We start from the raw sequence: 7147 nt of genomic DNA, 5'->3' as shown, positions 1-7147 counted from the left end.
GCAGGGCGCTAGTTAATCTGTCCAACTTTTGGGGGGCAGTTCAGCGATGTGGGAACACTAATGTAGGAAAAGCACACCAGTTTAATTTTCGATGTCATCCAGGCGACAACTGCGTTCGTTCATCGGACAGAATGCCCTGCAACAGTGCGTTCAGCTTAAAAACTCGGTAATCTTGCCGCCATTCTGCTTTTCTGCGTGTGCGTCCCACAAGGAAGCCACGCGCTAGACGGGTCGGTCTTATTCAGACTGACAACATTTCCCATATCCGCACGGGAAATTCCCCTCTAAATCCCGATTTACTAGTGTGGTACTTCCGTAATGAAAGTTTTGAAAGGCCAGGACATTCTGGCACTTGGGTTTATGACCTTTGCCCTGTTCGTTGGGGCTGGCAACATCATTTTCCCGCCAATCGTTGGTTTGCAATCCGGGCCTAATGTTTGGATCGCCGCCCTGGGCTTTTTGATTACGGCTGTGGGCCTGCCGGTGGTTACCGTTATCGCCCTGGCGAAAGTAGGCGGCGGCATGGATGCACTGAGCAGCCCGATTGGTAAAGTCGCAGGCGGCTTGCTCGCGGCTGTCGCTTACTTGGCTGTTGGCCCTTTGTTCGCCACCCCGCGTACAGCGACCGTGTCGTTTGAAGTGGGTCTGGCCCCGCTGACCGGTGAAAGCCCGCTCGCGCTGTTCTTGTACAGCTCGGTGTACTTTCTGGTTGTGTTCTTTGTTTCGCTGTACCCGGGCCGCTTGCTGGACACCGTTGGGCGTTTCCTGGCACCGCTGAAGATCATCGCCCTGGCGATTCTTGGTATCGCGGCATTTGCATTGCCTGCCGGTGATATTGGTGTAGCGACTCCTGAATACGTGGCATCGCCGTTCTCGCACGGTTTCATCAATGGTTACCTGACCATGGACACCTTGGGCGCGCTGGTATTTGGCATTGTGATCGTAAACGCTATCCGCTCCCGTGGCGTCGAGTCCCCCAAGCTGATTACCCGCTACGCGATCATTGCCGGCCTGATCGCTGGTGTGGGCTTGGCACTGGTGTATGTCAGTCTGTTTCGCCTAGGTTCGGGCAGCCATGAAGTTGCCGCCGGTGCAACCAACGGCGCAGCCGTGTTGCACGCCTATGTTCAGCACACCTTTGGCGCGCTCGGCAGTGGTTTCCTGGCCGTGCTGATTGCCTTAGCTTGTCTGGTAACGGCTGTGGGTCTGACCTGTGCGTGTGCAGAATACTTCAGCAAAGTTTTACCTCTGTCCTACAAGACACTGGTGATTATTCTTGCCGTATTCTCGCTGGTGGTATCAAACCTCGGTTTGACCAAGCTGATCGCGTTCTCCATCCCGCTGCTGACCGCCATCTACCCACCGTGCATCGTGCTGGTGGCCTTGAGCTTCTGCAAAGGTTGGTGGAATGAACAGTCGCGTATCGTCGGCCCGGTGATGTTGGTGTCGTTGGTCTTCGGTACGGTTGATGCCCTAAAAGGCGCTGGCTTTGCCGATAGTCTGCCGAGCTGGCTGATTAACATGCCGTTCAGCGAGCAAGGTCTGGCCTGGCTGGTACCGTCGGTCGTTGTGCTGGTCGCTGCCTTCATCTGCGACCTCATGCTAGGTAAGCGTCAAGAAGCAATCGCATAAAGACAGTGCTCTCCAAAAGCGTGCACTAAGTCCATAAAAAATGCCCTGGCTCGAGAGAGACAGGGCATTTTTTTGCTCTTTTCACAGCAGGCCCTGTGTAAGATCGATCTTGCCACGCGTAAAAGATCAAAAGATCGCGAGGTAAGATCGCTCCTTCAGCGGCCGCTACAGCAGATTACTTGCTGTCGGTCGTTGGAGCCGGTGCATCCTGAGCGGCTTCTTTAGCAGCAGCTTCATTCGATTCCGCCTGAGCTTTAGCCGCTTCTGCGTTCTCTTTGGCTGCATCGTTCACTTTGTCTTGGGCTTCAGACATTTTTTGTTGAGCTTGCTCAGCGTGCTGGTTAGCGTCTTGAGCTTTGTCTTCGGATTTTTTATCGCAAGCAGCGAGGCCCAGAGTGGCGGCTAGCATCAAGGCAACAGCAAAAGTATTACGCATTGGGTGTTTCTCCTTATGAGTGTATCTACGGGGCGTTTGAGCATGCCCTCGCTGCTTAAGTTCCTTGGCAATGCACATATATAAGTACCGCCCCGCACACAGAATCTATTGCTAAAAAGTGGACGTAGAAATGTCAGGCCTTGAAATATCGAGTTGAGGCCCCAACTTTCATCACATCCCGCCGCCAACCCTCTTGGGCGTGGCTCATGCCATCTAATCGGAGTTTGATAACAATGAGCGTGGAAACTCAAAAGGAAACCCTGGGCTTCCAGACCGAGGTCAAGCAACTGTTGCACCTCATGATCCATTCGCTGTACTCCAACAAGGAAATCTTCCTTCGCGAGTTGATCTCGAACGCCTCTGATGCTGTTGATAAATTACGTTTTGAAGCGCTGTCCAAACCAGAACTTCTGGAAGGCGGCGATGAACTTAAAATCCGTGTGAGCTTCGACAAGGACGCCAAGACCGTCACCCTCGAAGACAACGGTATTGGTATGAACCGTGATGACGTGATCGCCCACCTGGGTACGATTGCCAAATCCGGCACTGCCGATTTCATGAAAAACCTCTCGGGCGATCAGAAGAAAGATTCACACCTTATCGGCCAGTTCGGCGTGGGCTTCTACTCGGCCTTTATCGTTGCAGACAAAGTTGACGTATACAGCCGTCGTGCCGGCACGCCAGCGAGCGAAGGTGTGCACTGGTCTTCCAAAGGTGAAGGCGAGTTTGAAGTCGAGAACGTCGAAAAAGCCACTCGCGGTACCAAAATTGTGCTGCACCTCAAGTCCGGCGATGACGAGTTCGCTGACGGCTGGCGCCTACGCAACATCATCAAAAAGTACTCCGACCATATCGCTTTGCCGATCGAGTTGCCTAAAGAGCAGACCGTTGCCGAAGGCGAAGAAGCACCTGCGCAGGAATGGGAAACCGTTAACCGCGCCAGTGCCCTGTGGACCCGTCCTCGCACTGAGGTAAAGGACGAGGAGTATCAGGAGTTCTACAAGCACATCGCCCACGACTTTGAAAACCCGCTGGCCTGGAGCCACAACAAAGTTGAAGGCAAGCTTGAATACAGCTCGCTGCTTTATGTTCCAGCACGTGCACCATTCGACCTGTACCAGCGTGAAGCGCCTAAAGGCCTGAAGCTGTACGTACAGCGCGTATTTGTGATGGACCAGGCTGAGTCGTTCCTGCCTTTGTACCTGCGCTTCATCAAAGGTGTGGTCGACTCCAACGACCTGTCGCTGAACGTGTCGCGTGAAATTTTGCAGAAAGACCCGATCATCGACTCCATGAAGTCGGCGCTAACCAAGCGCGTACTCGACATGCTGGAAAAATTGGCGAAGAACGAGCCTGAGAAATATCAGGGCTTCTGGAAAAACTTCGGCCAGGTGATGAAAGAAGGTCCGGCTGAAGATTTCGCCAACAAAGAAAAAATCGCCGGTCTGCTGCGTTTTGCATCGACTCACGGCACTGACGGCGAGCAAAACGTATCGCTGACCGAGTATCTTGCGCGTGCTAAGGAAGGTCAGGACAAGATCTACTACTTGACCGGTGAAACTTACGCTCAAGTTAAAAACAGCCCGCACCTAGAAGTCTTCCGCAAAAAAGGCATCGAAGTGCTGCTGCTGACCGACCGTATCGACGAGTGGCTGATGAGCTACCTCAGCGATTTCGACGGCAAGAGCTTTGTTGACGTGGCACGTGGCGACCTCGATCTGGGCAACCTGGACTCCGCAGAGGACAAGAAAGCCGCAGAAGAAGTGGCCAAGGCCAAAGAGGGCCTGGTTGAGCGTATCAAAGCCGCGTTGGGCGAAAGCGTCAGTGAAGTGCGTGTATCGCACCGCCTGACCGACTCGCCAGCCATTTTGGCTATCGGTGAGCAAGACTTGGGTCTGCAAATGCGTCAGATCCTGGAGGCCAGCGGCCAGAAAGTACCTGATTCGAAGCCAATCTTCGAATTCAACCCGGCTCACCCGCTGATCGAAAAACTAGATGCGGAGCAGAGCGAAGAGCGTTTCGGCGACCTGTCGCACATCCTCTTCGACCAAGCGGCCCTAGCAGCCGGTGACAGCTTGAAAGACCCTGCGGCGTATGTCCGTCGGCTAAATAAGTTGTTAGTTGAGTTGTCCGTGTAACACGTCTATAAAAACCCGCTTCGGCGGGTTTTTTTTGTTTTGAATTCAGGAGTTTTTGATGAAATCAATTACGGTCAGTTCAGTGGCGTATCAAATCGATGGCCAAGCTTACGAAGGCCGTCTTGCCTACGATCCGAGCCGCGAAGATCCGCTGCCAGGTTTGTTGATGGCGCCCAATTGGATGGGCATCAGCGCAGGTGCCGAGGAAATCGCCAAGTCCGTGGCCGAGCAGGGCTATGTGGTACTGATCGCGGATTTGTATGGCCAAGGCGTTCGCCCAACCAACGGTGATGAAGCCGCGGCCGCGATGATGCCGATAAAAAATGACCGTGCCTTGCTGCGCAAGCGTATGTGGGCCGGATATGACACATTGCGCAACCAGAGCCTAGCCGTGGTCGACAGCAATAAACTGGCAACCTTTGGTTTCTGCTTTGGCGGCTGCTGTTCCCTAGAACTGGCCCGCAGCGGTGCGCCTTTAAAGGCTACCGTATCGTTCCATGGCTCGCTCGACACACCTAACCCCGTCGATGCGCAAAGCATCAAGGGTTCAGTATTGGTGCTGCATGGCGCTTCGGACCCATTGGTCGGCAAAGAACAGCTGCCAGCATTTGAAGACGAAATGAACGCAGCAGGCGTGGACTGGCAACTCACTAGCTACGGTGGCGCGGTGCATTCTTTCACCGACCCACACGCCAACGTGCCGGGCAAAATGATGTACGACGCTAAGACTGCGCACCGTGCTTTCACCGCCATGCACAACCTGCTGGATGAAGTGTTCCGCGACTAACCCTCAAATCTCCTAGAAACGCAGAAAGCAGATCTTTAGGAGTGAGCTGCCTCGCGATCTTTTGACCTTTAAAAGATCGCGAGGCAGGGGGGTATGACTTAAGCCGAACGCTCAATCGTTTCGCTGACCGTCAAATCACGCATCAGCAGCGCGTAGCTCAAATCCACTTGTTCGGGGATCGGCAGGTACACCGTGTGGCCATCACCCGGCGCCACTTGAATCGGCAACCCGGTGCTGTTGTGCAGTAGGTCCAGATCAAAGTGGTAGTTGCCACGCGGGGTCATCAACTCTAGGTGGTCGCCCAGCGCAAAACGGTTTTTGACTTTTACCTCGGCCAGTCCGTTGCGCCGCTCTCCTGTCAGTTCTCCGACAAACTGCTGGCGATGTGATAACGAACTGCCATGCAAATAGTTCTGATACTCGTCATGCACATGCCGACGCAAAAAGCCTTCGGTGTAGCCCCTTTGCGCCAGTGACTCGAGATCGGTCATCAGGCTGCGGTCGAATTCCCGACCGGCCACCGCGTCATCAATTGCCTTTCGATACACCTGTGTGGCCCGCGCGCAGTAAAAGTGCGACTTGGTCCGACCTTCGATTTTCAGCGAGTGCACGCCCATTTCAGTGAGCCGTGTCACGTGCTGAACAGCGCGCAGGTCTTTGGAATTCATGATGTAGGTGCCGTGCTCGTCCTCGAACGCCGACATTGGTTCGTCCGGGCGGTTGGCCTCGTGCAGCACGAATACCTCGTCGGTCGGCGCACCCAGGCCGAGCGTGGGCTCAACCACCTTCACCACATTGCCGAGTTCGTTTTCGGTGGCAGGTTTTGCCTCGTACTTCCAGCGACATGCATTGGTGCAACTGCCCTGGTTGGCGTCGCGTTTATTCATATAACCGGAAAGCAGACAGCGACCGGAGTAGGCCATGCAGAGCGCGCCATGCACGAAAATTTCCAGCTCCATGTCCGGCACTTGCTGACGGATTTCTTCGATCTCTTCCAGCGATAGCTCACGGGACAAGATGATCCGGCTCAAGCCTTGCTGGCGCCAGAACTCGACACTGGCCCAGTTCACGGTATTGGCCTGAACCGACAAGTGAATCGGCATCTGCGGGAAATGTTGGCGAACCAGCATGATCAGCCCAGGGTCGGACATGATCAACGCATCGGGGCCCATGGCAATCACCGGTGCCAGGTCTTTGAGAAAAGTACGCAGCTTGGCGTTGTGCGGGGCAATGTTGACCACCACGTAAAAGCGTTTGCCCTGGGCCTGAGCCTCAGCGATGCCGATGGCCAGGTTATCGTGGTCAAACTCGTTGTTACGTACCCGCAAGCTGTAGCGCGGTTGTCCTGCATAGACTGCATCGGCGCCATAGGCAAAGGCGTAGCGCATGTTTTTCAGGGTGCCAGCAGGGGCGAGGAGTTCGGGTGGTACGAGTGGCATGGTCAGATCATTCGCAAAAGGGCGCGATGGTAGTCGAGCCCAGCTGCGCGCTTATTGATATGGATCTATAAACCCGTGTTTGTTACAGGGGCCGATACTGCACGTGGAAGCTCACGTTCGCAGACTGCCCCTTGTGTAAGAGCTGCAAGCCGGGTCTCCCAGGCAGATGATGAGCATTTACCGGGTGGCTAACGGGTTCGAAGCAAAAGAAGTCCTCGTCTGGCGGGCAATACACCAGGCAGTACGGGCTGTTGGTTGCCCGGCATTGCAGTGCATAACCCAAGTCCGGCTGGCTGATCAGTGCATGGCCATCCCAGTCGGTGAAACAGTTGTCGAGCCGTGTTTGGGGCAAGGCATTGAGCTGATTGAAATCCCAGTCAATCGGCAGCGGTGTAGGTTCTGTGGGCAAACCCAGCACATCACAGAGCCAAACCTTCGAGGTGTTGGCTTGTAAACGCGTGTTGGCCGTGCGCGGCAAATAGGGATGCAAGCCCAAGCCGTGCCAGGCGGCGCGCTCGTCCTGATGCGTCACACTCAGTTCAATACTTAACTGGCCTTGCTGCAAGGAGTAACAGAGGTTGGCACGGTAGGCGAAGGGCAGGTCGCTGTCGAGTTGTAGGCAGGCGTATTGCGCTGAGTGCTCAACCACATTCCAGGCTTGCTGCCAGGCGCTGCCATGAATTGGCAGGGACACGGCGGGGTTGTTGGGTTGCAG

The 7147-nt window shown here is 54.9% G+C and carries 6 protein-coding genes; 3 read left to right on the top strand and 3 right to left on the bottom strand.

Annotated elements, in window-relative coordinates:
* The first annotated feature begins 318 nt into the window (after positions 1-318).
* Positions 319-1632: a branched-chain amino acid transport system II carrier protein gene (gene brnQ / locus B347_RS0121630; protein ID WP_019411786.1), complete on the top strand. Its 1314-nt coding sequence runs from the start codon at positions 319-321 to the stop codon at positions 1630-1632.
* 175 nt (positions 1633-1807) lie between these two features.
* Here brnQ and B347_RS0121625 read toward each other — a convergent pair whose 3' ends face one another.
* Entirely contained in the window at positions 1808-2068 is a 261-nt protein-coding gene (locus B347_RS0121625) for a hypothetical protein (protein WP_019411785.1), read from the bottom strand.
* Positions 2069-2301: 233 nt separating this feature from the next.
* Between B347_RS0121625 and htpG the strand changes: the two genes are divergently transcribed.
* Positions 2302-4206, top strand: a complete 1905-nt coding sequence (htpG, locus tag B347_RS0121620; RefSeq protein ID WP_019411784.1) for a molecular chaperone HtpG — start codon at positions 2302-2304, stop codon at positions 4204-4206.
* A 58-nt stretch (positions 4207-4264) separates the two neighbouring features.
* Positions 4265-4993 (top strand): dienelactone hydrolase family protein, encoded by a 729-nt coding sequence (locus B347_RS0121615; protein ID WP_019411783.1) that lies wholly within the window; start codon positions 4265-4267, stop codon positions 4991-4993.
* Between the two features lie 98 nt (positions 4994-5091).
* Here B347_RS0121615 and yegQ read toward each other — a convergent pair whose 3' ends face one another.
* The gene (gene yegQ / locus B347_RS0121610) at positions 5092-6432 is read right to left on the bottom strand and encodes a tRNA 5-hydroxyuridine modification protein YegQ (RefSeq protein WP_019411782.1); all 1341 of its coding nucleotides are present in this window, start codon (positions 6430-6432) and stop codon (positions 5092-5094) included.
* An 82-nt stretch (positions 6433-6514) separates the two neighbouring features.
* On the bottom strand, positions 6515-7147 hold a 633-nt coding region (locus B347_RS0121605; protein ID WP_019411781.1), incomplete at its 5' end, for an aldose 1-epimerase.

Source organism: Pseudomonas psychrophila HA-4 (genome assembly GCF_000282975.1).
Lineage (GTDB): Bacteria > Pseudomonadota > Gammaproteobacteria > Pseudomonadales > Pseudomonadaceae > Aquipseudomonas > Aquipseudomonas psychrophila_A.
Note: the sequence above shows the minus strand (reverse complement) of the source record. Positions and strands in the feature narration are given on the sequence as shown.